Genomic DNA, 24,610 nt, shown 5'->3' with positions numbered 1-24,610 from the left:
TGGTGGGGGTGGGGGAGGGTGAAGCCTTCCTGGCCTCCGACGTCGCCGCGTTCATCGCGCACACCCGCTCCGCGATCGAGCTGGGCCAGGACCAGCTGGTCCAGGGGGCCGACGCGGCAGAGCTGTACAGGAACTACCGATCCGTCAGGATCAGAAGTCCATGTCACCGCCCGGCATGCCGCCCGGAGCGGCCGCGGCGGCCTTCTCCGGCTTGTCGGCGATGACGGCCTCGGTGGTGAGGAAGAGCGCGGCGATGGACGCGGCGTTCTGCAGGGCGGAGCGCGTGACCTTCGCCGGGTCGAGGATGCCCTCGGCGATCATGTCGACGTACTCGCCGGTCGCGGCGTTCAGACCGTGGCCGACGGCCAGGTTGCGCACCTTCTCGACGACGACGCCGCCCTCGAGACCACCGTTGACGGCGATCTGCTTGAGCGGGGCCTCCAGCGCCAGCTTGACGGCGTTGGCGCCGGTCGCCTCGTCACCCGAGAGCTCCAGCTTCTCGAAGACGGCCGAGGCCTGGAGCAGAGCCACGCCACCACCGGCGACGATGCCCTCCTCGACGGCGGCCTTGGCGTTGCGCACCGCGTCCTCGATGCGGTGCTTGCGCTCCTTGAGCTCGACCTCGGTCGCGGCACCGGCCTTGATGACGGCCACGCCGCCGGCCAGCTTCGCGAGGCGCTCCTGGAGCTTCTCGCGGTCGTAGTCCGAGTCGGAGTTCTCGATCTCGGCGCGGATCTGGTTGACGCGGCCCTGGACCTGGTCGCTGTCACCGGCACCGTCGACGATCGTCGTCTCGTCCTTGGTGATGACGACCTTGCGGGCGCGGCCGAGCAGGTCGAGACCGGCGTTCTCCAGCTTGAGGCCGACCTCCTCGGAGATGACGGTGCCACCGGTGAGGATGGCGATGTCGCCGAGCATGGCCTTGCGGCGGTCACCGAAGCCCGGGGCCTTGACGGCGACGGACTTGAAGGTGCCACGGATCTTGTTGACGACCAGGGTCGACAGGGCCTCGCCCTCGACGTCCTCGGCGATGATCAGCAGCGGCTTGCCGGACTGCATGACCTTCTCCAGCAGCGGAAGGAGGTCCTTCACGTTGCTGACCTTGGAGTTGACGATCAGGATGTACGGGTCGTCGAGGGACGACTCCATGCGCTCCATGTCGGTGGCGAAGTACGCCGAGATGTAGCCCTTGTCGAAGCGCATACCCTCGGTGAGCTCCAGCTCCAGACCGAAGGTCTGGGACTCCTCGACGGTGATGACGCCTTCCTTGCCGACCTTGTCCATGGCCTCGGCGATGAGCTCGCCGATCTGGGTGTCGGCGGCGGAGATGGAGGCCGTCGAAGCGATCTGCTCCTTGGTCTCCACGTCCTTGGCCTGCTCCAGGAGGGCGGCGGAGACGGCCTCGACGGCCTTCTCGATGCCCCGCTTGAGAGCCATCGGGTTGGCACCCGCGGCGACGTTGCGCAGACCCTCGCGGACGAGAGCCTGGGCGAGAACGGTGGCGGTGGTCGTACCGTCGCCGGCGACGTCGTCCGTCTTCTTGGCGACCTCCTTGACCAGCTCCGCACCGATCTTCTCGTACGGGTCCTCCAGCTCGATCTCCTTGGCGATGGACACACCATCGTTGGTGATCGTGGGGGCGCCCCACTTCTTCTCAAGGACGACGTTGCGACCCTTGGGGCCAAGGGTGACCTTGACGGCGTCGGCGAGCTGGTTCATGCCGCGCTCGAGACCGCGCCGGGCCTCCTCGTCGAACGCGATGATCTTGGCCATGTGAAGTGGTCCTCCCGGACAGGGGTGGATTTCTCCGGACCGAGTGGCGCCCGCGACGGACGGCCTGCGTGACCGGTGGTTCCTTGCCCCACCGACCTGCGGGCCTCACCGGCCCGGTCCAAGTTCTGTCACTCTCACCTGGAGAGTGCTAACGCCAATGATTAGCACTCGACCCCCGAGAGTGCAAGCGTCCCCCTCGGGATGTGGACACCGCGCCGGGGCGCGCGGGAGCGCGGCCGGGGCACGCGCGAGACGCACTGAGGGCCCGTACCCCCGGGGTACGGGCCCTCAGTGCGTGAGTGCAGTGCGTGAGCGCAATGCGTGAGTGGTGTGGTTGGCCGACCGCTCGAACTCAGCCGACGGCGAGCTTGACCATGTCTGCCTGCGGCCCCTTCTGGCCCTGCGAGATCTCGAATTCAACTCGCTGACCCTCTTCGAGGGTGCGGTACCCGTCCATCTGGATCGCGCTGTAGTGGACGAAAACATCCGCACCACCGTCGACCGCGATGAAGCCGTACCCCTTCTCCGCGTTGAACCACTTGACGGTGCCCTGAGCCATGCCTAACTCCCCTATTACTGGCCCTTGCGCAGGACCGCACTTCGCGGACCCGGGTCAGAACTCACCCTCCGACAGGAGAGGGTGTGTGCGCCGGAACGCGTCGACCGCGGCTGAATGTATCTGCCCAACTGCCCTCTGCAACAGGTCAATCGGACGAGAATTCTCGGCAGAACCGAACGCCCGGATATGCGGAATTCATATGAATCCTGGGCAAGTCGGGCCGGGCAAAGGCGACTTATGCCTCAAGCGGATCGCGCACTTTGGCTGCATCTTGTCGTGGCCGGGCGCATTCTCGTATGCGGGCGGCACGGGCAGCTGGGGGGACTTCCCACACTCTACCCCGCTCAACCATGCAGAATTGCCCCCTCCGCGATTGAAGCGGAGGGGGCAATTCGATAACGCGGTGCGGTCGGACGGGGCGTCAGCAGCCGCCGGCCACGGCCGGGATGATCGAGATGCCGGCACCGTCCGGCGTGGCCGTCTCCAGACCGCCCTCGAAGCGCACGTCGTCGTCGTTGACGTACACGTTCACGAAGCGGCGCAGCTTGCCCTGGTCGTCCAGGACACGGGCGGCGATGCCCGGGTGGTTCTGCTCCAGGGACTCGATGACCTGGGAGAGGGTCGAGCCCTCGGCCGGGACCTCGGCCTGGCCGCCCGTGTAGGTGCGGAGGATGGTGGGGATGCGGACCTTGACGCTCATGGTGGGTGCCCTTCCTGGAGTCTCGGGTGATCAGCTGGTGGCGAGGCCGGCGGCGCGGAACGCGTCCAGGCTCGGACGGATCGTCGCGGTCGCCTGAGAGGTGTCGGCCACCGCGTCGAGGGTCTTGAGGCCGTCACCCGTGTTGAGTACGACGGTGGTCAGCGACGGGTCGATCAGACCGGCCTCGATGAGCTTCTTCGTCACGCCGACCGTCACCCCGCCCGCCGTCTCCGCGAAGATCCCCTCGGTGCGCGCCAGCAGCTTGATCGCGTCGACGACCTGCTCGTCGTTCACGTCCTCCACGGCGCCGCCGGTGCGGCGGGCGATGTCCAGGACGTACGGGCCGTCCGCCGGGTTGCCGATGGCGAGGGACTTGGCGATCGTGTTCGGCTTCTGCGGCCGGACGACGTCGTGGCCGCCCTTGTACGCGACCGAGACCGGCGAGCAGCCCTCGGCCTGGGCGCCGAAGAGCTTGTACGGCTTGTCCTCGACGAGGCCGAGCCTGATCAGCTCCTGGAGGCCCTTGTCGATCTTGGTGAACTGCGAGCCCGAGGCGATCGGGATGACCAGCTGGTCCGGGAGCCGCCAGCCGAGCTGCTCGCAGATCTCGTACGCCAGGGTCTTGGAGCCCTCGCCGTAGTACGGGCGCAGGTTGACGTTGACGAAGCCCCAGCCCTCGCCGAGCGGGTCGCCGATGAGCTCGGAGCAGAAGCGGTTGACGTCGTCGTAGTTGCCCTCGATGCCGACCAGGTCACCGCCGTACACCGCGGCCATGACGACCTTGCCCTGCTCCAGGTCGTGCGGGATGAACACGCAGGAACGGAAGCCGGCGCGGGCGGCGGCGGCGCCGACGGCACCGGCGAGGTTGCCGGTGGAGGAGCAGGAGAGGGTGGTGAAGCCGAAGGCGCGGGCGGCCTCGATGGCCTGGGCGACGACACGGTCCTTGAAGGAGTGCGTGGGGTTGCCGGAGTCGTCCTTGACGAACAGCTTGCCCTGCTCGACGCCGAGCTCACGGGCGAGGTTGTCGGCCTGGACGAGCTTGGTCCAGCCGGGGTTCAGGTTCGGCTTCTCGGCGACATCGGCGGGGACCGGCAGCAGCGGGGCGTAGCGCCAGATGTTGGCCGGTCCGGCCTCGATGCGCTTCTTCAGCTCTTCGGGGGAGCCGCTCGGCAGGTCGTACGCGACTTCGAGCGGCCCGAAACAGGACGCGCAGGCGAAAATGGGGCCGAGTTCGAAACGCTCGCCGCACTCGCGGCAGGAAAGGCCCGAGGCGGGACCGAGGTCGACGGCTTCGGCGTCGACGGAAGAATTGGTGCTTACTGCAACGGTCTGCGCAGCCATGATGGCGAGGCCCTTTCTCCTCATCTTCCTCGCGGCGCGTTTCGCCACGAGACGGAATTGGCACCTTCCTCACCGGACCTCACGGTCGGTGGGGGGGTTGCCGGGACTTCAACGGGCCGTTCCCTCAGTCCCTCTGGATGAGCGCTGTGGCACCGGATCTTCGATCCGGGCATTTATCGGCGGACGGACCCCGGCATGCGATGGTCGTCCGCGTTGTTCAAGACTGTAACCGAAGCACCGGACTGTTGAGATAGTCGTCCGAACCGCGAGATGGATCACATACAGGGGAGTATCGACCGTGCTGGAAGAGGTCGAGTGCTGGCTGGCCAGGCGTTCCTGGTCGGCCGCCGACCGCCCGCTGGACCGCCTCCTGGCCGCCAGGGCCGCGGCCGGGGAAGCGGGCCGCGGGAGCGTCAGCGTCGTGCTGCCCGCACTGAACGAGGAGGCGACGGTCGGCGAGATCGTCGCGACGATCCGGCGCGAGCTGATGGAGAAGGTCCGGCTGGTCGACGAGCTGGTGGTGATCGATTCCGGTTCCACCGACGCCACCGCGGAGGTCGCCCGGGAAGCCGGCGCCCGGGTGGTGCACCGCGACGCGATACTCCCCCGGATACCGGCCGTGCCCGGCAAGGGCGAGGTGCTGTGGCGGTCGCTCCTGGTCACCAGCGGTGACATCGTGTGCTTCGTCGACGCCGACCTGAAGGACTTCTCGGCGGACTTCGTCTCCGGCATCGTCGGCCCGCTGCTGACCGACCCGGACGTGCAGTTCGTGAAGGCGATGTACGACCGCCCGTTCGGCGACACCACGGGCCAGGGCGGTCGCGTGACCGAGCTGGTGGCCCGTCCGCTGCTCAATCTGCACTGGCCGCGGCTGGCCGGTTTCGTCCAGCCGCTGGGCGGCGAGTACGCCGTACGCCGCTCCCTGCTCGAACGGCTGCCCTTCCCCGTCGGCTACGGCGTGGAACTGGGCCTCCTGGTCGACGCGCTGCACACCGTGGGGCTGGACGCGCTGGCCCAGGTCGACGTGGGGGTGCGCAAGCACCGCCACCAGGACGGGCAGGCGCTCGGCCGGATGGCGGCGGCGATCTACCGGACCGCTCAGCTGCGGCTGTCCCGCGGCCACTTGGTACGCCCGGTGCTCACCCAGTTCGAGCGCGGCGCGAACGGCTTCGTACCGCGCACCCATGCCGTGGACACCGAGGAGCGGCCCCCGATGTGCGAGATCGAGGAGTACGTTTCACGCCGCGCGGCCTGACTTCGCACGTTTGGGCGGTTCGTGATCGGGCTAGATTCCGCAACATGGTCTCCGAGCACGAAGCCCAGCCCACTGTCCAGCCCTGCGCCCAGGTCCTCGTCGCCTCCAACCGCGGCCCGGTGTCCTACACCCTGGGGACGGACGGATCGCTCGACGCGAGGCGGGGCGGCGGCGGGCTCGTCTCCGGGCTGAGCGCCGTCGACGACAAGCTGTGGGTGTGCGCCGCGCTCGGTGACGGGGACCGGGAGGCGGTCCGGCGCGGGGTCGGCGAGCCGGGCGTGCGGATGCTCGACATCGACGCGGACGTCCACGCCGACGCGTACAACGGCATCGCGAACTCGGTGCTCTGGTTCGTCCACCACATGCTGTACCAGACACCGCTGGAGCCGGTCTTCGACGCGGAGTTCCGGCGGCAGTGGGCCTCGTACGAGGCCTACAACCGGGCCTTCGCCGAGGCGCTCGCCGAGGAGGCCGGGCCGGGCGCCGCGGTGCTGGTGCAGGACTACCACCTGGCGCTGGTGCCGGGCATGCTCCGCGGGCTCCGCCCCGACCTGCGGATCGGCCATTTCTCGCACACCCCGTGGGCGCCCGTCGACTACTTCCGGCTGCTCCCCGACGACATCGCCGAGCAACTGCTGCACGGCATCCTGGGCGCGGACCGGGCGGCGTTCCTGACCCGGCGCTGGGCGGACGCGTTCATCGGCTGCTGCACCCAGATCCTGGGCGGCACCGGGCGGACCAGGATCGGGGTGCACGGGCTCGGCGCGGACGCGGACTTCCTGCGCCGTCGGGCGCACGAGGCGGATGTGGACGAGCGGATGGCGGCACTGCGCGAGCAGACCGGCCCCGGCCGGAGGACGATCGTACGGGTGGACCGGACGGAACTGTCCAAGAACATCGTGCGCGGGCTGCTCGCGTACCGCGCGCTCCTGGACGAGCGGCCCGAATGGCGCGAGCGCGTCGTCCATGTCGCCTTCGCCTACCCCTCCCGGCAGGACCTCGCGGTGTACCGGGACTACACGGCCGAGGTGCGGCGGGTCGCCGACGAGATCAACGCCGTGTACGGCACGGAGGGCTGGACGCCGGTCGTGCTGCACGTCAAGGACGACTTCGCCCGCTCGCTCGCCGCGTACCGGCTGGCCGACGTGGCGCTCGTCAACCCGATCCGGGACGGTATGAACCTGGTCGCCAAGGAGATCCCGGTCGTCTCCGACCACGGCTGCGCGCTGGTGCTGTCGCGTGAGGCGGGGGCGTACGAGGAGCTGGGCAGCGACGCGGTCGTGGTGAATCCGTACGACGTCTCCGCGACGGCGGCGGCGCTGCACGAGGCGCTGACGATGGCGGAGGACGAGCGGGCCGCGCGCACCGACCGCCTGGCCGCGGCGGCGGTCGCGCTGCCGCCGCAGCAGTGGTTCCTGGACCAGTTGGACGCGCTGCGGCGGGAGTGAGCCGCCGGGCCGGTCAGATCCGCCGGGCCAGCGCCGCCAGGAAGGCGACGACGTCGCCCGGCCCGCCCAGCAGCAGATCGGCGCGTTCGGCCAGTTCGGGCACCTCCGCGCTGCCGCTGCAGACCAGCAGGCCGGGGATGCCGTCGGGGCCCTCGGCGCGGAGCTTCTCCACCGCGGCGTACGCGGCGAGGTCACCGAGGTCGTCGCCCGCGTACAGCACGGACTCGGCGTCCGTCTCGCGCAGGTACTGGGCGAGTGCCACACCCTTGTCCATGCCGGGCGGGCGCAGCTCCAGGACCAGCCGGCCCGGCTCCACGATCAGTCCGTGCCGGGCGGCGAGCTCACCGAGGGGGGTGCCCAGGGCCTCGAACGCGGCCTGCGGGTCGGCGGCCCGGCGGGTGTGGACGGCGATCGCCCGGCCCTTCTCCTCGATCCAGGTGCCGTGCCAGGAGCCGGACCTGTCCAGCACGCCCGGGAGTTCGGCGCGGGCCGCGGCGATGCCGGGGTGCGGGGCGGGGGCGTGGACGGTGCCGGACACGGCGTCCCAGCGTTCGGCCCCGTAGTGGCCGAGGACGACGAGGTGGTCGAGGCCGGGAACTCCGGCGAAGCCGCCGTGCCGGACCGCGACGCCGGCCGGGCGGCCGGTGATCACGGCGATGGAGGCCACTTCCGGGGCGAGTGCGGCGAGGGCCTCGACGGCGCCGGGGTGGGCGCGGGCCTGTTCCGGGTCCGGGACGATGTCGGCGAGGGTGCCGTCGAAGTCGAGCGCGATGACGGCGCGGTCGGGGCGCGCGAGGATCGCGGCGAGGGCCTCACGGCCGGGTCGGGTGGTGGGAGTCGGGAGCGCGGCTGCTTCGGGGTTGCTGCCCATGGGGGGAGCCTATAGCCGGGGCGGGGAGTTGGGGGCGGGTGTGCCGGAGTGCCTGGTCCGGCGCTCAGCGGCGTCCGCGTCTCGCGTCTCTCACCCGGCGCAGGCGGTTGACCGTCACCGGGTCCTCCGCCAGGGCGCGGCGGTCGTCGATCAGGGCGTTCAGGAGCTGGTAGTAGCGCGTGGGCGAGATGCCCAGCTCTTCGCGGATCGCCCGCTCCTTCGCCCCGGGGCCGGACCACGACTGCCGTTCGACGGCGAGCACGGCGCGGTCGCGGTCGCAGAGGCCGTCCGGTTCGTCGTCGGGGCCATTCGTGGAGGCGGTCATATCAGCCAACCTATCGCCCGTCCGCAGGGCCGCCACCCCGCCGGAGCAGCTCCTGGGCCTCGCGGTGTCCGGCCGGATCCGGCCTGATCCGAACGAAAGACCCCAGGGCCTCTCGTTTGGATCATGCCGGGCTCGCGGGATCTGGCCTGATCCAAACGAAAGACCCTAGTCCGCCGCGGCCGCCGCGGCCGAGTCGCGGGCGATCTTCCCCAGGACGCTCCTGGGGCTGCCGTTCGGCTCGACCGCCCTGCCGATGTTCTCCTTGATCGACTCGCTGGACCGGGCCCAGGACCTCTTGCCGTACGGGTAGAACTGCGAGTCCGGCAGCGCGGCCAGGAACTTCCACAGCGGCTTGTACCTGGTGTCGGACTCCATGGCCGCGGAGGCGCTGTCGGTGACCGGGAGCAGGTCGTACTCGTCGGCGAAGTCGATGACGTTCTTGTCGGTGAACAGATAGTCGAAGAACTTGCGCAGCTGCACGCGGTGGCCCTGCTGCTTGAAGCCCATGATCCAGTCGGCCACGCCCAGCGAGTTCTTGCCGGGACCGCCGATGCCGGGCATCGGGACCATGCCGACGGAGACGCCCTTGCGCTCGGCCTCCTGCATCAGCGTCGGGTGCCCGTTCAGCATGCCGACCCGGCCGTCGGTGAACGCGTCGAACGCCTTCTGGCGGTCGAGCTCCCCGGGGGCGGTGGGACCGACGAGTCCCTTGTCGACCAGATTCGTCTTCAGCCAGTCGAAGGTCCTGATGTTCTCGTCCGAGTCGATCTCGTACGAGCCGCTGTCGTCGATGTAGCCGCCGCCCCCGCCGAGCAGCCACATCATGGTCTCGGCCTGGGACTCCTCGGGGCCGAGCGGCAGCGCGAACGGGTAGGTCACGCCACGCTGTCCGAGCACCGCCGCGTCGTCGCGTATGTCGTCCCAGGTCCGCGGGGCGTCGAGGCCCGCCTGCGCGAAGTACTTCTTGTTGTAGAAGAGCAGCCGGGTGCTGGCGACGAACGGCAGTCCGTACTGGGTGCGGTCCACGCTGCCCGCCTCGGCGAGGGACGGCAGGAAGTTGGCCTGGGTGCGGATGGACAGCACCTCGTCGGCCCGGTAGAGCTTGCCGGCCTTGGCGTAGTCGGCGTACGAGCCGATCTGGGCGATGTCGGGGGCCTGCCCCTTCTTCACCAGCGCGGCGACCTCGCGGTCGATGTCCTTCCACGAGTAGACGCTGACGTCGACCTCGATGCCGGGGTGGGTCGCCTCGAAGCCCTTGACGAGCCCGTCCCAGTACTTCCGGGAGCTGTTGGCCGGGCCGGTGCCGTAGTCGGCGGCGACGAGCCTGAGTGTGACGTCCCCCGGGCCGCTGTCACCGCCGCAGCCCGACAGTGTCGCCGTCATGCCCAGCGCGGTCACGGCCGCGGTCAGTACCCGGTAGCGCAGCTGCACAGCCAGACCGTCCTCATCCGTCGCGTCATCCGTGCCGCCACGCCGTCGTGGGGCCGTTGAATGAGGTGCGATCCTGCCCCAGGCCGTTGCCGATGGTCTACACCAAAGCGGTATCGCTTTCGCAACGCAACCGGCCGGTGCCCGGCGCCGCGCATCCGAGATGCGTTGCCCCGAACTGCGCCTGCCGCTGGGCAGGTTGCGGCGCGGGTGCCCCGGTGCGGTCCCTCCTGCTGATTCACGGCCATCGCGTACGCGGCGCCGCGCGGTCCGGCGGAGTCGAAGGGGTACGACCCTGACCACCCGCGCGACCTCTCGCGCAGCGTGATCCTTTCGCCCCGAGGCGTCCGGGGACGGCCCGGTTCCCGCGCCGCCCACGTGTCGCGCGTTTCATTGCCGGGATTTTGTATGGATCCGCAACAAACCGGGATAGTGGACTAGACCTTTTTGCCTCCTCGGGCGAAACTGTTCCCCGTGAAACACGTCATCGCCCTCGATGTGGGCGGCACCGGAATGAAGGCCGCACTGGTCGGGGCCGACGGCACCCTGCTGTACGAGGCGCGGCGGGCGACAGGCAGAGAACGCGGCGCCGAAGCGGTCGTGGAGTCGATCCTCGACTTCGCCGCGGACCTGCGGGCGTACGGCGAGGAGCACCTCGGCGAGAGCGCCGTCGCGGCCGGTGTCGCCGTGCCCGGCATCGTCGACGCCGAGAACGGGATCGCGGTCTACGCCTCGAACCTGGGCTGGCGCGACGTACCCATGCGGCAACTGCTCGGCGAGCGGCTCGGCGGCGTCCCCGTCGCGCTCGGCCACGACGTACGCACCGGCGGGCTCGCCGAGGGCCGGATCGGCGCGGGCAAGGGCGCCGACCGCTTCCTCTTCGTACCGCTGGGCACCGGCATCGCCGGGGCCATCGGCATCGCGGGCACCATCGAGGCGGGCGCGCACGGCTACGCGGGCGAGATCGGGCACATCGTGGTCCGGCCGGACGGGCCGGACTGCAGCTGCGGACAGCGCGGCTGCCTGGAGACCCTGGCCTCCGCCTCCGCCGTCAGCCGCGCCTGGGCCGCCGCGTCCGGCGACCCCGAGGCGGACGCCGCGGACTGCGCGAAGGCCGTCGAGTCCGGCGACCCGGCGGCGGTGGAGGTCTGGCGCAACGCGGTGGACGCGCTCGCCGCCGGACTGGTCACCGCGCTGACGCTGCTCGACCCGCGCACCCTCATCATCGGTGGCGGGCTCGCCGAGGCCGGGGAAACCTTGTTCACACCACTCCGTGCGGCCGTCGAGGAACGCGTCACGTTCCAGAAGCTGCCCCACATCGCCCCGGCGGCCCTCGGGGACACCGCCGGATGCCTGGGCGCAGGGCTGCTCGCCTGGGATCTTCTCTCCACGGAGGTATCCGCCTGATGGCCGGACGCGCAGACAGCACAGTTCTCGCAGGTGCCCGGGTGGTGCTTCCCACCGGGACCGTCGAGAACGGCCGGGTGATCGTCGAAGGCACCCGGATCGTGGGCAGCGCGGCCGAGGACGCCCGGACCCTCGACCTGAGCGGCCACTGGGTGGTCCCCGGCTTCGTCGACATGCACAACCACGGCGGCGGCGGCGCCTCCTTCACCTCCGGCACCGTGGACGAGGTCCTCACCGGCATCCGCACCCACCGCGAGCACGGCACCACCACGCTGGTCGCCTCCACCGTCACCGGCGAGATGGACTTCCTCGCCCACCGGGCCGGCGTCCTGTCCGAGCTGGTGGAGCAGGGCGACCTGGCCGGCATCCACTTCGAGGGCCCGTTCATCTCGCCGTGCCGCAAGGGCGCGCACAGCGAGGACCTGCTGCGCCACCCGGACCCGGCCGAGGTCCGCAAGCTGATGGACGCGGCGCGCGGCACCGCGAAGATGTTCACGCTCGCCACCGAACTGCCGGGCGGCATCGACTCGGTGCGGCTGCTCGCCGAGCACGGCGTCATCGCCGCGATCGGGCACACCGACGCCACGTACGAGCAGACCGTCGAGGCGATCGACGCGGGCGCCACCGTCGCCACGCACCTCTTCAACGCGATGCCGCCGCTCGCCCACCGCGAGCCCGGCCCGATCGCCGCGCTTCTGGAGGACGAGCGGATCACCGTCGAGCTGATCAACGACGGCACGCATCTGCACCCCGCGGCGCTGGAGCTGGCCTACCACCACGCGGGCGCCCACCGCGTCGCGCTGATCACCGACGCCATGGACGCGGCCGGCTTCGGCGACGGCCTCTACCAGCTCGGCCCGCTCGCGGTCGAGGTCAAGGACGGCGTCGCGCGACTGGTCGAGGGCAACTCGATCGCGGGCTCCACGCTCACCCTGGACACCGCCTTCCACCGGGCCGTGACCGTCGACCGGATCCCGGTCGGCGACGTGGTGCAGTCCATCTCCGCCAACCCGGCGCGGCTGCTCGGCGTGTACGACCGGGTCGGCTCGCTGGAACCGGGCAAGGACGCGGACCTGGTGGTCCTGGACGAGGACTTCGCGCTCAAGGGCGTCATGCGCAAGGGCGAATGGGTCAAAGAGCCCCTGATCGGCTGATCTGCCCCGTTATTGACGGTGAGTCGAATACGTAACGAAGAGACGGCGGTTGGCCCACAGGTCTGGGCCGACCGCCTCCTTTTTGGCATGATCGCCTGGAAAACAGCCAGAGAAAGCGCATTCCGTCCACGGTTTCGCGCTTGGGAGCAGGGATCGAGGGAGCGGCCGCGGTGATCCTCACGGTCACACTGAATACGGCACTCGACCTGACGTACGGCGTCCCGGAACTCGTCCCGCACGCCAGTCACCGCGTCAGCGACATGTCCGAGCGACCCGGCGGCAAGGGACTCAATGTGGCCCGGGTGCTCTCCGCCCTCGGCCACGAGACGGTGGTCACCGGCTTCGCCGGAGGCTCCACCGGGGCGGTGCTCCGCGAACTGCTGGCCGGCCTGCCCGCGGACGCCCCCGCGCCCACGACGGCCCCCGCGCCGGTCACCGACGCCCTCGTCACCGTCGCCGGGAACACCCGCCGCACCATCGCCGTCGTCGACCGGGCGACCGGCGACACCACCCAGCTCAACGAACCCGGCCCGCTCGTCACCGCCGACGAGTGGACCGCCCTCCTCGGCCGGTACGAGGAGCTCCTCGCCGGGGCCGACGCCGTCGCGCTCTGCGGCAGCCTGCCGCCCGGCATCCACGTCGGCGCCTACGCCGAACTGGTCCGCGCGGCCCGCGCCGCCGGTGTCCCCGTACTCCTGGACACCAGCGGCGAACCGCTGCGCCGCGGCATCGCCGCCCGCCCCGACCTGATCAAGCCGAACGCCGACGAGCTCGCCCAGCTCACCGGCTCCCGCGAACCGATGCGCGCCACCCGCGACGCCCGCCGCCGCGGCGCCCACGGAGTCATCGCCTCGCTGGGACCGGACGGCATGCTGGCGGTCACCCCCGACGGCACCTGGCAGGCGACGCCGCCCGCCAAGGTCCTGGGCAATCCGACCGGCGCGGGCGACTCCGCGGTGGCCGGGCTGCTGTCCGGCCTCGTCGAGGGGCTGAGCTGGCCGGACCGGCTGCGGCGGGCGGTGGCACTGTCGACGGCGACCGTGCTCTCCCCCACGGCCGGCGACTTCGACCGCGCGGCGTACGAGGAGCTGCTGCCGCGCGTCGGCATCGAGGAACACGCACCGGCGGCCTGAGAGGCCGCGCCCGTCCCGGACCGGCCCGTCCGCCGGTCCGAAAGAAGTAGCAAGAGGTCAGCATGCCGCTCGTCAGCACCGGTGAACTCGTCTCCGCCGCCCAGGCCGAGGGACGCGGGATCGCCGCCTTCAATGTCATCACGCTGGAGCACGCGGAGGCCATCGCGGCCGGCGCGGAGCGCGCCGGAGCCCCCGCCATCCTCCAGATCTCCGAGAACGCCGTGAAGTTCCACGGCGGACGGCTCGGTGCGATCGCCGCCGCGGCCGCCGCCGTCGCCCGCGCGTCCAGCGCCCCGCTCGCCCTCCACCTCGACCATGTCGAGTCCGTGGAGCTGCTCCACCAGGCGCACACCGAGGGCTTCGGCTCCGTCATGTTCGACGCGTCCAAGCTGTCGTACGAGGAGAACGTGCGGGCCACGGCCGAGGCGGTGGCCTGGGGCCACGAGCGCGGCATCTGGATCGAGGCCGAACTCGGCAAGGTCGGCGGCAAGGAGGGCGAGGCCCCGCTCGACGCCCACGCCCCCGGCGTCCGTACGGACCCGGCCGAGGCCGCCGCGTACGTCCGCGACACCGGGGTGGACGCGCTGGCCGTCGCCGTCGGCTCCTCGCACGCGATGACGGAGCGCACCGCCGCCCTGGACCACGAGCTGATCGGCCGGCTCCGCGAGGCCGTCCCGGTCCCGCTGGTGCTGCACGGCTCCAGCGGCGTCCCGGACGAGGAGATCCGCCAGGCCGTCGCCTCCTCCGGCATGGTCAAGATCAACGTGGGCACGGCCCTGAACACCGCGTTCACCGGTGCGGTGCGGGCGTACCTGGCCGAGAACACCACGGGCGTGGACCCGAGGAAGTACATCGCCCCGGGACGCGAGGCGATGGCCGCGACGGTGGCGGGCTTCCTCGCACTGATGGGCTGACGACCGGACCGCGTGATCAAGAACGGTCCGGCCCCATCGCCCGGGCGGGGCGATGGGGCCGGACCGTTCTCGTCATACGCTCAGCGCTTCTGCTGACCGGCCTTCAGCGACAGCTGGTCCAGGTTGGCGTCGCACTGGTCGCCGTCGTTGCAGGAGATCATCAGGGTGTTCGCGCCCTTGTTGAGGTTGACGTAGGCGAACGTCGTCGTCCAGCCCTTCTCCAGGTCACCCTCGGGAGCGTTGGCGTAGTTCTTCATGTTGATGCCGCGGGGGGCCTCGGAGTTGACCGTGAGGGACGTCTTGGCGTCCTTGCCCGGCACGCCGTACGTCACGAACAGCGTGTACGGACCGGCCTCCGGCACCTCGACCGACCAGGTGGCCGACCTGCCGACCTCGTTCAGGTTGATGTACTGGCCGTTGGCGCTCTTCGCGCCCTTGGTCGTGTTGTCCAGCTGGGCCGTGCCGCCGAGCTTCAGCGTCGCCGCGTCCTGCTTGGGCAGCTCGGCCGGGGCCTCGGAGCTGGCGGACTGCTGGGGCTTCGGGGACTCCTCGACCTGGCCGCCGGGACCGGCGGAGGAGGTGGCCTCTTCCTTCTTCTTGTCCTTGCCGTCGCCCGTGATCAGCGCGGCGCCGATGCCGATGAGCACGACCAGGACCACCGCGACCGCGGCGATCAGCAGGCCCTTGGTGTTGGGGCCGCCACTGCCGGAGGAGCCGCCGGACCGGCCGCGGCCGCCCTGCTGCGGGGACTGCGCGGTGCCGCCGGGGTAGGTCTCCGGGGCGGCGTACTGGGCGTTCGGCTGGCCGTACGCCTGCTGCTGGCCGTACGCCTGCTGCGGCGGCACCTGCTGGCCGTACTGACGCTCGCCGACGGTGCGTACCTGGTTGTACGAGGTACGGGGCACCCCGGGCTGGCCCACCGGCGGGTAGCCGTAGCCGCCCTGCCGCGGCGGCTGGGCTCCTGCCGCCTGTCCGTCCTCGTACAGGTAGCCGAACGGATCGTCGTCCTCGGGCGTGTTTGCGCCGTTGTTCCCGGCCGTCATCCCTGGGTCACTCCTCACCATGTCGCCAGCCGTCGCCGAATATTGCCAGCCGTGGCCGACCGGCCGAGCCTACCCCGAACGGCCCACACCAAGAATTGCCGTCGCGGGTGGTGGACCGGCGGCGGAGCGCGGGGGCAGCGCCGCCGTGAACGTCAGCCGGCCCTGCGGTGAACCTTGGAGCGGGACCGCTTCTCCACGTACATCCGCTGGTCGGCGGAGCGCAGCACCTCTTCGGCGGTCATGCCGCAGGCGGCCCAGCCGATGCCGAAGCTCGCCCCCACCCGCACCGCTCTGCCGTCGACCCGGATCGGCGGAATGATCGCGTTGCGCAGGCGTACGGCCAGGTCGGCGGCGTCCGCGTCGCCGAGCCCGTCGGCGAGGACGACGAATTCGTCACCCCCGAGCCGGGCCACGGTGTCGCCGTCGCGGACACAGGTGGTGAGCCGGCGGGCGACCTCGATCAGCACCGCGTCACCGGTGTGGTGGCCGAAGCGGTCGTTGATCGACTTGAAGCCGTCGAGGTCGCAGAAGAGGACCGCGAGCCCCTTCGCCCCGTCGTCGTGCTCGGTGTCGGGGGCGACGGCGTGCACATGGTGGTCGAAGGGGCCGCCGGGTGCCGCGTCGACCTCGTAGCCGTGCGTCCGCGCGTCCGGGTCGTCGAGGTCGCCGTAGGCCGCGTCCAGCGCCTCCACCGGGGTGGTGGCCGCCGCGTTCGGTCGCTCGCAGAGCCGGGCGCTCAGCCGGGAGCGCAGCTCGGCGCTGTTGGGCAGGCCGGTGAGCGCGTCGTGCGAGGCCCGGTGCGCGAGGTGCAGCTCGTGGCGCTTGCGCTCCTCTATGTCCTCGACGTGGGTGAGCAGGAAGCGGGGGCCGTCCGCGGTGTCGGCGACGACGGAGTTGCGCAGCGAGACCCAGAGGTAGGTGCCGTCGCGCCGCCCGAGCCGCAGCTCGGCGCGGCCGCCCTCGGCCGAGGTGCGCAGCAGGGTGCCGATGTCCTCGGGGTGGACGAGGTCGGCGAAGGAGTAGCGGCGCAGCACGGACGCGGGCCGGCCCAGCAGCCGGCACAGGGCGTCGTTGGTGCGCAGCAGCCGGCCGTGCTGGTCGCCGCCCATCTCTGCGATGGCCATGCCGCTGGGCGCGTACTCGAAGGCCTGGCGGAAGGACTCCTCGCTGGCCCGCAGCGCCTGCTGTTCCCGTTCCAGACGGACCAGCGCCCGCTGCATGTTTGCTCGGAGCCGGGCGTTGCTGATCGCAATGGCGGCCTGTGACGCGTACATCTGGAGGGCCTCGCGGCCCCAGGCGCCGGGGCGGCGGCCGTTGCGCGGGCGGTCCACGGAGATGACGCCCAGCAGATCGGCACCGCCGCCGGAGGCGTACATCGGGGCGTAGAGGCGGTCCTGGGGGTGCCACTCGTCCTCGAAACGGGGGTCGGGCCCGTCGGTGTGCCACTGCGGTACGTCGTCGTCGAGGAGGACCCAGCCGTCGGTGTGGGGTATGAAACGGAGCTCGTCCCAGGCCTGCCCCATGGTGAGCCGGCGCTCCCAGGAGGCGCGCGAGCCCACCCGGCCGGTGATCAGGGCTTCCGCCGCGCTGTTGCCCGCGAAGGCGGCGACCACGAGATCGCCGTCGGGGCGGACCAGGTTCACGCAGGCCAGCTCGTAGCCGAGACCGGTGACGATTCCGTCGGCCACGGTCTGCAGTGTGTCGGCCAGGCTCCGCGCCGTGTTGAGATCGGCCACGGCCTGATGCAGCTGCCGCATCGTCGCAAGACGGACGTACGGCTCCGACTCGGCCTCCATTGCTCGCACTCCCCGAGACCTCGACAGCACTCCAGGTTTCATATCGACGTACTTACTGCAGTGTCACGGCAACTGAATCACAGTGAGCTGTGCCGTCGGTACACAGGGTCAACAAATATTGCACTCTGTGACTCAAGTCACAACAGATGGTAAAGAGTCGCGAGTGCCGTGCGGATCCGCTCCGTACTTTTCTTGAACGCAAATCCGGGCGTTGCAGGCACCGGGCCGCGCCGCCCCGTGGACCACGGGTCCTAGGACCCGACTGGTCCCTTGGCCCGATGCGGAGGCACGCGCTCCACGGCTAGCGTGCCCGATGTGTTGCAGACGACGACCCCCGCCCCGCGTCCCCGGCCCATCCCCCATGCTGAGGGGGTGAGCAACGATGAGTTCCGAGGCGCCCTCGCCCGGCTGGCCGCCGGTGTCGTGCTGATCACCGCCCAGGAGCCGCCGCTGGACGAGAACGGACGGGGTGAGGACGTCGGCATGACGGCGACCGCCTTCATGTCGGTCTCCCTGGACCCGCCGCTGGTGATGGTGAGTCTGCGCAACGACTCCCGGATGGACGACCTGCTCTCCGAGCAGCCGCTGTGGGCGGTGTCCGTGCTCGCCGAGAGCCAGCGGCACGTCGCCGGGCGGTTCGCGATGAAGGGCCGGATCAGCGACCGGCTGCTGTTCGAGGACATCCCCTACACCCGGGGCGAGGTCACCGCCGCCCCGTTGATCGGCGGCGCGCTGGCCACACTGGAGTGCCGTACCGAGCAGCGGGTCCTGGCAGGCGACCACACGCTGGTGATCGGCCGGGTGCTGAGCGCGGACCTGCCCAGCGCGGAGGGGTCGCCGCTGACGTACTTCCGGGGCCGGTACCGGCAGTTGGGGTGAGGGCGGCGGGGGCCGGGGCCCTCACCAGTCGCGGCCGGAGCGGCCGCGCTTGGTCTCGCCGCGCTGCTTCTTCTCGCGCAGCCGGCGTTCGTTGATGCCCCGTGGGATCCGTGTCTTGCGGCGCGGCCTCGGGGGCGGCGCCGTCGCTTCGGCGAGCAGGGAGGCGAGCCGTACGAGAGCGGTCTCGCGGTTGCGCCACTGGGAGCGGTGCTCGGAGGCCCGTACCGCGATCACCCCGCCCACGAGCCTGCTCTCCAGGCGCTGGAGCGCCCGCTCCTTCCACACCTCGGGGAGCGACTCGGTCGCCGCGAGGTCGAAGCGGAGCTCCACCTGGGAATCGCTGGTGTTGACGTGCTGCCCGCCGGGTCCCGAGGACCGCGAGAAACGCCACATGAGCTCGGCCTCCGGCAGGGAGACCGAACCGCGGATGACATAGGGCCCGGACATGGCACCCATGTTCCTCGCACCGGAGGGTGTTCGTCACCTTCTTTTGCCGCACCGGCCGTCCGGCCGGCCGGGGGATTTCGGTAAAGAAAGTAAAGGGGTCAGGAACCTCCTGACCCCTTCCCCGCGTTATGGCCTGTGACGGTAGCTTCGTGAGGGCACGAAGCCCGCAAGCGACGATGAAAGGGACTTCCCATGGCTGTAAGCCTGTCCAAGGGCGGCAACGTCTCCCTCACCAAGGAGGCCCCGGGCCTGACCGCCGTCACGGTCGGCCTCGGCTGGGACGTCCGCACCACCACCGGCACCGACTTCGACCTCGACGCCTCGGCGATCGCAGTCAACCCCGCCGGGAAGGTCGTCTCCGACGGCCACTTCGTCTTCTTCAACAACAAGTCGACGCCGGACCAGACCATCATCCACACCGGCGACAACGTCACGGGCCAGGGCGAGGGCGACGACGAGCAGATCAACGTCAACCTGGCGGGCCTGCCGGCCGACGTCGACAAGATCGTCTTCCCGGTCTCCATCTACGACGCCGAGACCCGCAGCCAGAACTTCGGCCAGGTGCGCAACGCGTTCATCCGCATCATCAACCAGGCCGGCGGCACCGAGATCGCCCGCTACGACCTGAGCGAGGACGCCGCCACCGAGACCGCCATGGTCTTCGGCGAGCTGTACCGCAACGGCGCCGAGTGGAAGTTCCGCGCCGTCGGCCAGGGTTACGCCTCCGGCCTGCGCGGCATCGCCCAGGACTTCGGCGTCAACCTCTGACGCACGGGCTCCGGCACAACAGCACATTCACGAAAGCCCTCGGCCGCCGGCGGATTCCGGCGGCCGGGGGCTTTCGCGTGCGCATGGACGGAGCGGGCACATAGCGCCCGCTATGCGATGCCATCGGACATCTGCACCCAACTCCCGCCGATTAACGAACACATGTGTATTCCATTCGGACAAGAAGTGGTCAAATAAATGTGAGGTATTTGTTAGTGCACCGTCAATGTTGGTCATTCGGTGGCACGCTCTCGGCTCGTAACCCCCCACGGAACGAGCAACGGAGAGCGCATGACCCCCCACATGAACACCCGTCGCGCCGCAGCCCTGGCCGCAGTGGCCGCGATGGTCGTCGTAGGCATGCAGACCGGTGCGGCGAACGCCGTGCCCGACAACGGCAACGGCGGTCACTCCACCACTCGGAGCGTCGTCCCCTTCAGCGCCAACAAGGCCTCGCAGCGCATGGCCGCCATCAAGTCCGCGCAGAGCGACGCCTCTTCGACCGCCGACTCGCTCGGGCTGGGCGGCCGGGAGAAGCTGGTCGTCCGTGATGTGATCAAGGACGCCGACGGCACGGTCCACACCCGTTACGAGCGCACCTACGACGGGCTGCCCGTGCTCGGCGGCGACCTCGTCACCCACACCGCCCCCGGCGGAAAGCTCAAGGGCGTCACCAAGGCGACCCGGGCCCGGATATCGGTGCCGTCCACGACGCCGAAGATCAAGACCGCGGCCGCCGCCCGCAAGGTGATCTGGGCGGTCTCCGGCAAGCCCGTCCTCGCCCTGGAGACGGTGCGGACCGGGGTGCAGAAGGACGGCACCCCGAGCCGGGTGCACACCATCACCGACGCGATCACCGGCAAGAAGCTCCAGAGCTACGAGGCGGTCGAGACCGGTGTCGGCAACAGCCAGTACAGCGGTCAGGTCGAGCTGTCGACCACCGCGTCCGGCTCCGGCTTCGAGCTGACCGACGGCGACCGCGGCGGCCACAAGACGTACGACCTCAACCAGGGCGAGAACGGCACCGGCGACCTGGTCACGGACGACGACGACACCTGGGGCGACGGCACCGGCAACGACCGCCAGACCGCCGCGGTCGACGCCGCCTACGGCGCCGCGCAGACCTGGGACTTCTACAAGTCGGCGTTCGGCCGCGACGGCATCGCCGGTGACGGCAAGGCCGCGTACTCGCGGGTCCACTACGGCGACTCGTACGTCAACGCGTTCTGGGACGACAGCTGCTTCTGCATGACGTACGGCGACGGCGCCGACAACAAGAGCGCGCTGACCGCCCTCGACGTCGCGGGCCACGAGATGAGCCACGGCCTGACCGCGTCCACCGCCAACCTCGACTACTTCGGTGAGTCCGGCGGCCTGAACGAGGCGACCAGCGACATCTTCGGCACCTCGGTCGAGTTCGCCGCCGACAACAGCACGGACGTCGGCGACTACCTCATCGGCGAGAAGATCGACATCAACGGCGACGGCACCCCGCTGCGCTACATGGACAAGCCGAGCAAGGACGGCGGCTCGGCCGACTACTGGGACAGCAGCGTCGGCGACCTCGACGTGCACTACTCCTCCGGTGTCGCCAACCACTTCTTCTACCTGCTGTCCGAGGGCAGCGGCGCGAAGACCATCAACGGGGTCGACTACGACTCCCCGACCGCCGACGGCTCGACCGTCACCGGCATCGGCCGGGACAAGGCCGTCCAGATCTGGTACAAGGCCCTCTCCGAGTACATGACGTCGTCCACCGACTACGCGGGCGCCCGTGAGGCGACCGAGAAGGCGGCGACCGACCTGTACGGGGCGGACAGCGCCGAGCTCACGGCCGTCGACGCCGCCTGGAGCGGTGTCAACGTGAAGTAGTCCGCGCGGCGGTACTCCACCGGGAGCCGGTCAGCCCTTCGAGGCGGGCCGGCTCCTGCCGTACAGCCAGGTGTCCCACAGCTTCGTCAGGTCCTGCCCGGTCGTCTTCTCCACATACGCGGTGAAGTCGGCGGTCGACGCGTTGCCGTGCCGGTGGGCCTTCGTCCAGCCCCGCACGAGCGCGAAGAAACGCCGGTCGTCGTCCACAGCCTGCCGGATCTTGTGGATGACCATCGCCCCGCGCCCGTACACCGGCGCCTGCGAGATGTCCGCGGCCGTCGGCGGATCGGCCGGCGGGAAGGCCCAGTTGTCGTCGTTCTTGAAGGCGGCGTCGAACCGGCCCTGGACCGGACGGCCCTCCTTGTCGGCCCCCCACAGCCACTCCGCGTAGGTCGCGAAACCCTCGTTGAGCCACATGTCCCGCCAGCTCTCGGGGGTGACGGAGTCCCCGAACCACTGGTGGGCCATCTCATGGACGAGCAGTCCGGTGCCCGGCGGCCCGGGGAAGAAGGGCCGGTCCTGGGTCTCCAGGGCGTAGCCGGCGTCCCCGGAGCGCTCCACGATCGCGCCCGTGGCGGAGAAGGGGTACGGGCCGAACCGTTCCGCCTCCCACTTCACGACCTCGGGGACCCGGGCGAGGACCCGCGCACTGGCCGCCGCCACCGTCGTGTCCGCGGCGGTGAACACCTTGATCCCGTCGGGGGTCGTCGATGCCTTCGTGTCGAAGCGGCCGATGGCGACGGTCGCGAGATAGGTCGCCATCGGTTCGGGAACGTGCCAGTGGAAGGTGGTGGTGCCGTCCGAGGTGCGCCGGGAGGCCGGCTCGCCGTTGGACACCGCCGTCAGCCCCTCGGGGACGGTGACGGCGATGTCGTACGACGCCTTGTCGCTCGGGTGGTTGTTACCGGGGAACCAGGCCATCGAGCCGGTCGGTTCGCCGAGCGCGACCGAACCGTCCGCGGTCCTCAGCCAGCCCTCCTTCGACCCGTCGGGGTCGGTGATCGTGCGCGGCGAGCCCGAGTAGCGGACGACCGTGCGGAAGGTGCCGCCCTTGCGCAGACGGTTCGCCACCTCTGCGTCGGGGCGCAGCGTCAGCTCCTGCCCCGCCCGGTGGACGGCGGCGGGGCGGCCCTCCACGGTCACCGAGTCCACGGTGAGACCGACGAGATCGAGGTCGAAGGCGCTGAGGTCCTGGGTGGCGCGCGCGGTGATCGTGGCGGTGCCGCGCAGCCGGTGGGCGGCCGGGTCGACGTCGAGCGCGAGGTCGTAGTGCGTGACGTCGTAGCCGCCGTTGCCGAGCTTCGGGAAGTACGGGTCGCGCAGGCCGGAGGCGCCGGGCCTGCCCTCGACCCCGCCGGTGCAGCCGGTGGACGTCGTCAGCACCAGCAGGACGAGAGCGGCGGCGCGGGCCGTGCGGCGTACGGGTGTTCGCTGATCCACACCGGCGATCCTAGGCACGGAATGCCCGATTGGCGGGATATCGCCTCAGAGGACCGCGATCCCCAGCGGACGGGCGCCCGCGGCCACCTCGAACGGCCGGTGCGCGCCCGTGAGATCGACGACGGTGATGCCGTTGCCGTACCCGTCGCGGGTGAAGCCCTCGGTGACGTACGCCGTGCGGCTGTCGCCGGACACCGCCACGTCCTCGTGCGGCCCGTCCAGCGGCACCACGCGCTCGGTGCCCCCGGGGGTACGGATCGTCAGGGACGGGCCCTTGTCCTCGGAGAGGACCGGGCCGGTGCCGACGACCAGCAGGGTGCCGTCGGGTGCGAGCGTCGCGCCGTGCTGGTGGGTGTCGGCGGTCATCGGCTCGATGGTGCTCCTGCCGGTGCGCGGATCGAGGACGACGAGCCGTTCGCCCTCGAACGGCAGCAGCAGCTTGCCGTCGGCGGGGCGTACGACGGCGTAGTGCGGCTTCAGCCAGGAGCCGAGGCCGCCCTCGGTGCCGTACGGGGCGACCTCGAAGCGCCGCGTCCCGCCGCCGGACGTGTTCACCGCCGTGACGTCGAAGGAGTCGTGGCCGGTGGCGTACACCTCGGCGCCGTCCGGCGAGACGTCCACGTCGAAGGGGCGGCGGCCGACCGGCACCGTGCCGGTGACCTCGCGGGTGGCGGTGTCGATGGTCTCCAGCACCCCGTCACGGCCGGGCACATTGACGCCGACGTAGACGTGCCGACCGTCGGGGGCCAGGGCGATCCCCATGCCGCCGCCCCGGTACTCGCCGGTCGTAACCGGCCCGGTCCGCGTCCGGTACGGGATCCGGGCGAGCCGGGTCCGCTTCTCCGTGTCGACGACCGCGACCCCCTCGGCGGTCGCCACCCAGGCCAGCCCCTCGTCGTCGACGACCAGGCCGTAGGGGGCGGTGCCGACCTCGACGGAGCCGAGCGTGTGCCGGCGGTGGCCGGGGTCAGGGTCGACGAAGGTCACGGTGTCGCCGCCGAAGTCGGCGACGAGGAGGGTGCCGCGCGGGGTGGCCGGGGCGGCCTTCCCGGCCGAACCGGCCTTCCCCGCCGAGGCGGACGGTGCCGGCGCCGGGGCCGCCGGTGCGCTGTCCGGGGTACGGGACGCGGCCGGCGTTCCGCTCGCGCAGCCCGTGAGGACCGCCGCCGCGGCCAGCGCCACCACCGCGCGGCGCGCGTTCACCGGGCGTCCCGCAGCCGCGCGGCGATCTCCGTGAAGCCGCGGCGCTCCGCGTGGTCCAGCGCGGTCGTCCCGTCGTTGTCCGGCAGGTCCACGCTCGCACCGGCCGCCAGCAGCAGTTCGATGACCTCCTGGTGGGCCCGGCCGCCGTCGCCGAGGATCACGGCCTCCAGCAGGGCCGTCCAGCCCAGCCGGTTGACGTGGTCGACGTCGATGTCGGTGACCCGGAGCAGCTCCCGTACGTAGGCGGCGTGGCCGCGCTCGCTCGCGGGGATGAGCGCGATGCCGCCGAAGCGGTTGCGGAGCTTCAGATCGGGGCCGGCCGGCAGCAGGACGTGCAGCATCGGGACGCTGCCGGTGACCCCGGTCGCCAGCCACGGGCTCTCCTCGCGCCCGTCCTGGGCGTCCGGGTCCGCGCCCGCCGCGACCAGCAGCCGGGCGGCCTCGACGTGGTCGCCGTGGACGGCGAGGAGCAGCGGGGTGCGCAGCTCCTCGTCGCGGCAGTCCACCCGGGCGCCGCCCTCGATCGCGGACCGCACCCGGTCGGTGTCACCGGCGCGTGCGGCGTCGAGCAGTTGTCGATCGAGGGCGTTCATGTCCTAACTCCTGTCAACGGGCCTGCTGGGCGCTTACTTGGCGAGGGAGGCGACGCCGGCCCGGGCGAACTTCTCGTCGAGGTCGCCGCTCGGGGCTCCGGCCACGCCGATGGCCGCGACCGGGGCACCGTTGACCTGCACCGGGGCGCCGCCCGCGAGGAACAGAGTGCCGGGGATGTCCTTCAGTGTGGGGGCGTTCGTCAGGCGCTGGGCCAGCTCGGAGGTGGGGGCGTTCCAGGAGACGGCGGTGAACGCCTTCTT

23 protein-coding genes, 1 pseudogene and 1 riboswitch are annotated in these 24,610 nt (G+C 71.0%); of the genes and pseudogenes, 10 read left to right on the top strand and 14 right to left on the bottom strand.

Annotation, left to right across the window (positions count from 1 at the left end; all coding sequences use genetic code 11):
• Positions 1-104: pseudogene (locus ACWCPY_RS40115) on the top strand (glucosamine--fructose-6-phosphate aminotransferase); the annotation flags it as partial.
• Between the two features lie 46 nt (positions 105-150).
• Here the strand turns inward: ACWCPY_RS40115 and groL are convergent.
• The 4 genes from groL to thrC form a co-directional block, all read right to left on the bottom strand.
• Positions 151-1,773: a chaperonin GroEL gene (gene groL, locus ACWCPY_RS40110; RefSeq protein WP_072487928.1), complete on the bottom strand. Its 1,623-nt coding sequence runs from the start codon at positions 1,771-1,773 to the stop codon at positions 151-153.
• Between the two features lie 352 nt (positions 1,774-2,125).
• Positions 2,126-2,332, bottom strand: coding sequence for a cold-shock protein (locus ACWCPY_RS40105; RefSeq protein WP_003967346.1), 207 nt, complete (start codon positions 2,330-2,332; stop codon positions 2,126-2,128).
• Between the two features lie 421 nt (positions 2,333-2,753).
• Positions 2,754-3,032 (bottom strand): MoaD/ThiS family protein, encoded by a 279-nt coding sequence (locus ACWCPY_RS40100; RefSeq protein ID WP_072487929.1) that lies wholly within the window; start codon positions 3,030-3,032, stop codon positions 2,754-2,756.
• Between the two features lie 30 nt (positions 3,033-3,062).
• Entirely contained in the window at positions 3,063-4,373 is a 1,311-nt protein-coding gene (thrC, locus tag ACWCPY_RS40095) for a threonine synthase (RefSeq protein WP_451273663.1), read from the bottom strand.
• Between the two features lie 17 nt (positions 4,374-4,390).
• Positions 4,391-4,517: riboswitch (SAM riboswitch) on the bottom strand.
• Between the two features lie 154 nt (positions 4,518-4,671).
• Here thrC and ACWCPY_RS40090 point away from each other — a divergent pair.
• Both ACWCPY_RS40090 and ACWCPY_RS40085 read left to right on the top strand, forming a co-directional pair.
• On the top strand, positions 4,672-5,628 hold the full coding sequence (locus tag ACWCPY_RS40090; RefSeq protein ID WP_451273661.1) for a glucosyl-3-phosphoglycerate synthase: 957 nt from the start codon (positions 4,672-4,674) through the stop codon (positions 5,626-5,628).
• A 44-nt stretch (positions 5,629-5,672) separates the two neighbouring features.
• Positions 5,673-7,076, top strand: coding sequence for an alpha,alpha-trehalose-phosphate synthase (UDP-forming) (locus ACWCPY_RS40085; RefSeq protein WP_451273659.1), 1,404 nt, complete (start codon positions 5,673-5,675; stop codon positions 7,074-7,076).
• 13 nt (positions 7,077-7,089) lie between these two features.
• Here ACWCPY_RS40085 and otsB read toward each other — a convergent pair whose 3' ends face one another.
• From otsB to ACWCPY_RS40070, 3 genes are all read right to left on the bottom strand, one after another.
• On the bottom strand, positions 7,090-7,947 hold the full coding sequence (gene otsB, locus ACWCPY_RS40080; RefSeq protein WP_451273657.1) for a trehalose-phosphatase: 858 nt from the start codon (positions 7,945-7,947) through the stop codon (positions 7,090-7,092).
• 64 nt (positions 7,948-8,011) lie between these two features.
• Complete coding sequence (locus tag ACWCPY_RS40075) at positions 8,012-8,272, bottom strand: DUF3263 domain-containing protein (protein WP_451273655.1); 261 nt, start codon at positions 8,270-8,272, stop codon at positions 8,012-8,014.
• Between the two features lie 165 nt (positions 8,273-8,437).
• Complete coding sequence (locus tag ACWCPY_RS40070) at positions 8,438-9,703, bottom strand: ABC transporter substrate-binding protein (protein ID WP_451273653.1); 1,266 nt, start codon at positions 9,701-9,703, stop codon at positions 8,438-8,440.
• Between the two features lie 471 nt (positions 9,704-10,174).
• Between ACWCPY_RS40070 and ACWCPY_RS40065 the strand changes: the two genes are divergently transcribed.
• From ACWCPY_RS40065 to ACWCPY_RS40050, 4 genes are all read left to right on the top strand, one after another.
• Positions 10,175-11,107 (top strand): ROK family protein, encoded by a 933-nt coding sequence (locus ACWCPY_RS40065; protein ID WP_451273651.1) that lies wholly within the window; start codon positions 10,175-10,177, stop codon positions 11,105-11,107.
• Complete coding sequence (gene nagA, locus ACWCPY_RS40060; RefSeq protein ID WP_451273649.1) at positions 11,107-12,261, top strand: N-acetylglucosamine-6-phosphate deacetylase; 1,155 nt, start codon at positions 11,107-11,109, stop codon at positions 12,259-12,261. The genes ACWCPY_RS40065 and nagA overlap by 1 nt, the downstream gene beginning before the upstream one ends.
• Positions 12,262-12,431: 170 nt before the next feature.
• Positions 12,432-13,394 carry a 1-phosphofructokinase family hexose kinase gene (locus tag ACWCPY_RS40055; protein ID WP_451273665.1) on the top strand — a complete coding sequence of 321 codons (963 nt, stop codon included), beginning with the start codon at positions 12,432-12,434 and terminating at the stop codon, positions 13,392-13,394.
• Between the two features lie 62 nt (positions 13,395-13,456).
• The gene (locus tag ACWCPY_RS40050; RefSeq protein ID WP_451273647.1) at positions 13,457-14,308 is read left to right on the top strand and encodes a class II fructose-bisphosphate aldolase; all 852 of its coding nucleotides are present in this window, start codon (positions 13,457-13,459) and stop codon (positions 14,306-14,308) included.
• Between the two features lie 80 nt (positions 14,309-14,388).
• On the opposite strand, the gene ACWCPY_RS40045 is transcribed toward ACWCPY_RS40050, so the two are convergent.
• Together ACWCPY_RS40045 and cdgB are read right to left on the bottom strand one after the other, a co-directional pair.
• The gene (locus ACWCPY_RS40045) at positions 14,389-15,351 is read right to left on the bottom strand and encodes a carbohydrate-binding protein (protein WP_451273645.1); all 963 of its coding nucleotides are present in this window, start codon (positions 15,349-15,351) and stop codon (positions 14,389-14,391) included.
• 152 nt (positions 15,352-15,503) lie between these two features.
• The gene (cdgB, locus tag ACWCPY_RS40040; protein ID WP_451273643.1) at positions 15,504-17,147 is read right to left on the bottom strand and encodes a diguanylate cyclase CdgB; all 1,644 of its coding nucleotides are present in this window, start codon (positions 17,145-17,147) and stop codon (positions 15,504-15,506) included.
• 372 nt (positions 17,148-17,519) lie between these two features.
• On the opposite strand from cdgB, the gene ACWCPY_RS40035 reads away from it, so the two are divergent.
• Positions 17,520-18,026 (top strand): flavin reductase family protein, encoded by a 507-nt coding sequence (locus ACWCPY_RS40035; RefSeq protein ID WP_451273641.1) that lies wholly within the window; start codon positions 17,520-17,522, stop codon positions 18,024-18,026.
• 21 nt (positions 18,027-18,047) lie between these two features.
• On the opposite strand, the gene arfB is transcribed toward ACWCPY_RS40035, so the two are convergent.
• Complete coding sequence (gene arfB / locus ACWCPY_RS40030; RefSeq protein WP_072487942.1) at positions 18,048-18,482, bottom strand: alternative ribosome rescue aminoacyl-tRNA hydrolase ArfB; 435 nt, start codon at positions 18,480-18,482, stop codon at positions 18,048-18,050.
• A gap of 183 nt (positions 18,483-18,665) precedes the next feature.
• Here arfB and ACWCPY_RS40025 point away from each other — a divergent pair, with 183 nt between their 5' ends.
• Both ACWCPY_RS40025 and ACWCPY_RS40020 read left to right on the top strand, forming a co-directional pair.
• Positions 18,666-19,241 carry a TerD family protein gene (locus ACWCPY_RS40025; protein WP_451273638.1) on the top strand — a complete coding sequence of 192 codons (576 nt, stop codon included), beginning with the start codon at positions 18,666-18,668 and terminating at the stop codon, positions 19,239-19,241.
• A gap of 291 nt (positions 19,242-19,532) precedes the next feature.
• A complete protein-coding gene (locus ACWCPY_RS40020; RefSeq protein ID WP_451273636.1) occupies positions 19,533-21,113 on the top strand; it encodes a M4 family metallopeptidase in 1,581 nt (526 codons plus the stop codon).
• A gap of 30 nt (positions 21,114-21,143) precedes the next feature.
• On the opposite strand, the gene ACWCPY_RS40015 is transcribed toward ACWCPY_RS40020, so the two are convergent.
• The 4 genes from ACWCPY_RS40015 to ACWCPY_RS40000 form a co-directional block, all read right to left on the bottom strand.
• On the bottom strand, positions 21,144-22,553 hold the full coding sequence (locus tag ACWCPY_RS40015; RefSeq protein WP_451273634.1) for a M1 family metallopeptidase: 1,410 nt from the start codon (positions 22,551-22,553) through the stop codon (positions 21,144-21,146).
• Positions 22,554-22,598: 45 nt separating this feature from the next.
• Positions 22,599-23,756: a hypothetical protein gene (locus ACWCPY_RS40010; protein ID WP_451273632.1), complete on the bottom strand. Its 1,158-nt coding sequence runs from the start codon at positions 23,754-23,756 to the stop codon at positions 22,599-22,601.
• Positions 23,753-24,349 (bottom strand): ankyrin repeat domain-containing protein, encoded by a 597-nt coding sequence (locus ACWCPY_RS40005; protein ID WP_451273630.1) that lies wholly within the window; start codon positions 24,347-24,349, stop codon positions 23,753-23,755. Before ACWCPY_RS40005 ends, ACWCPY_RS40010 begins: the two co-directional genes overlap by 4 nt.
• A gap of 33 nt (positions 24,350-24,382) precedes the next feature.
• A partial coding sequence (locus tag ACWCPY_RS40000; RefSeq protein WP_451273628.1) for a GlcG/HbpS family heme-binding protein occupies positions 24,383-24,610 on the bottom strand: 228 nt, incomplete at its 5' end.

Source organism: Streptomyces sp. NPDC002403, assembly GCF_053593015.1.
The sequence above is the reverse complement of the archived record's forward strand: the minus strand, read 5'-3'. Positions and strand labels throughout refer to the sequence as shown.

Coding starts and splice junctions, on each gene's coding strand:
- ACWCPY_RS40085 (WP_451273659.1), top strand. CDS start 5,673: ATGGTCTCCGAGCACGAAGCCCAGCCCACTGTCCAGCCCTGCGCCCAG.
- ACWCPY_RS40045 (WP_451273645.1), bottom strand. CDS start 15,351: ATGACGGCCGGGAACAACGGCGCAAACACGCCCGAGGACGACGATCCG.
- ACWCPY_RS40020 (WP_451273636.1), top strand. CDS start 19,533: ATGACCCCCCACATGAACACCCGTCGCGCCGCAGCCCTGGCCGCAGTG.
- ACWCPY_RS40005 (WP_451273630.1), bottom strand. CDS start 24,349: ATGAACGCCCTCGATCGACAACTGCTCGACGCCGCACGCGCCGGTGAC.
- groL (WP_072487928.1), bottom strand. CDS start 1,773: ATGGCCAAGATCATCGCGTTCGACGAGGAGGCCCGGCGCGGTCTCGAG.
- arfB (WP_072487942.1), bottom strand. CDS start 18,482: ATGGGTGCCATGTCCGGGCCCTATGTCATCCGCGGTTCGGTCTCCCTG.
- ACWCPY_RS40075 (WP_451273655.1), bottom strand. CDS start 8,272: ATGACCGCCTCCACGAATGGCCCCGACGACGAACCGGACGGCCTCTGC.
- otsB (WP_451273657.1), bottom strand. CDS start 7,947: ATGGGCAGCAACCCCGAAGCAGCCGCGCTCCCGACTCCCACCACCCGA.
- ACWCPY_RS40105 (WP_003967346.1), bottom strand. CDS start 2,332: ATGGCTCAGGGCACCGTCAAGTGGTTCAACGCGGAGAAGGGGTACGGC.
- ACWCPY_RS40100 (WP_072487929.1), bottom strand. CDS start 3,032: ATGAGCGTCAAGGTCCGCATCCCCACCATCCTCCGCACCTACACGGGC.
- ACWCPY_RS40025 (WP_451273638.1), top strand. CDS start 18,666: ATGGCTGTAAGCCTGTCCAAGGGCGGCAACGTCTCCCTCACCAAGGAG.
- cdgB (WP_451273643.1), bottom strand. CDS start 17,147: ATGGAGGCCGAGTCGGAGCCGTACGTCCGTCTTGCGACGATGCGGCAG.
- thrC (WP_451273663.1), bottom strand. CDS start 4,373: ATGGCTGCGCAGACCGTTGCAGTAAGCACCAATTCTTCCGTCGACGCC.
- nagA (WP_451273649.1), top strand. CDS start 11,107: ATGGCCGGACGCGCAGACAGCACAGTTCTCGCAGGTGCCCGGGTGGTG.
- ACWCPY_RS40050 (WP_451273647.1), top strand. CDS start 13,457: ATGCCGCTCGTCAGCACCGGTGAACTCGTCTCCGCCGCCCAGGCCGAG.